Source organism: Flavonifractor sp. An4 (assembly GCF_002161755.1).
GTDB lineage: Bacteria > Bacillota > Clostridia > Oscillospirales > Oscillospiraceae > Flavonifractor > Flavonifractor avicola.
Genome location: NZ_NFIL01000104.1, coordinates 1 through 1,194 on the forward strand (window position 1 = coordinate 1; position 1,194 = coordinate 1,194).

General features: G+C 53.6%; 1 protein-coding gene and 1 tRNA gene. Both read left to right on the forward strand.

From position 1 onward, the window contains the following. Positions 1-245: 245 nt before the first annotated feature. Positions 246-428 (forward strand): Arc family DNA-binding protein, encoded by a 183-nt coding sequence (locus B5F94_RS15885; protein WP_087331556.1) that lies wholly within the window; start codon positions 246-248, stop codon positions 426-428. Between the two features lie 187 nt (positions 429-615). Next, positions 616-691: transfer RNA gene (locus B5F94_RS15890), tRNA-OTHER, on the forward strand. The last annotated feature ends 503 nt before the right edge of the window (positions 692-1,194 follow it).

The window sequence follows — 1,194 nt, forward strand, 5'->3', positions numbered from 1 at the left end:
GATACTGTAAATGAACTCAGGGCTGATGGACTCGAAGATATCGCACGCTTCGCGGTAGCTGCTGTACATTTTCATTGTGATTCCTCCTTGCGGTTTGGCTTTGTTGTGGCTATATCATAATATAACGCTAGCGATATATCAAGACGTAATGTTGCACAAATATAAACGCAATGATTTGTTGAAAATATATATCGCTATCACGATGAAAACGTGATACTATATTAAAAAATAAGGAGGTGAACTGATTGACGGTATCAAAGGCGCAGATTGCAGCGGTGGGCAGGTACGAGGCGAAAGCGTACGACAAAATTCTGCTCAGACTCCCAAAGGGGGAGAGGGACAGGATACAGGAGGCGGCAGAGGCCGCGGGGCTCAGCGTCAACGCCTGGATAAAAAGGGCGATAGAAAAAGAGTTTGATAGGGCGTAAAAAACTGCTCGGGGAGACCCGGGCGGTTTTTTTGCACGTTTTGGAAAACGCGTGTTAATGGACACTCAATATGTGCCAATATGATATTGGAGGCGGTGCAACCGCTATTCCATCCCTCTTTCTCTCTTCCTCCTTTTCCCCTATCCCGGCGGTGGTTTTCGCTTCTTTTCCCGCCGCCGGGACATATGGCCTTGTAGCTCAGGAGGATAGAGCGCCCTAACCTAATGGGGTGGGTGTCGCCGGTTCGAGTCCGGTCAAGGCCAGTGTGCGCACGCACCTTTCGCGTGTTCATCTTTTTGTTGGCACCCCGGAAAGACGGGGAACGCTCCAAAGGCCACGGGGCTGACTGTGGAAAGACACTATACCGGAGGCTTACAGTGCCTAATTATGCGCCGGAGAAGGGTAAAGGGCACCCTGTTTGCAGTACAGGAAGTGTGGGTGGCTGCAACGACCCACAACAGGCGGGAAACCGCCTGTATATGCCGCCTTGCGGTTGCACGAGACGGAGGCGGCACAAGCAGCGCAGTGAGGATGTAGCCTCGGGTAAGGACGTCCTATCACTCTATGGAGCTGGCAGAGGTGGGGGCCAGGGACGTACACGCATACGGGCGTATCACAAGCAGACTGTGACGGCCGGCAGGAGCCGGAGCACGACAGCAGCGGTAATACGTTCGTATACGGTCCTATACGGACGAAAAACAAAAAAGAAAGAAAAAAGTCCCCTTCTGGGGGGGGGGGGGGGGGGGGGGGGGGGGGGGGGGGGGGG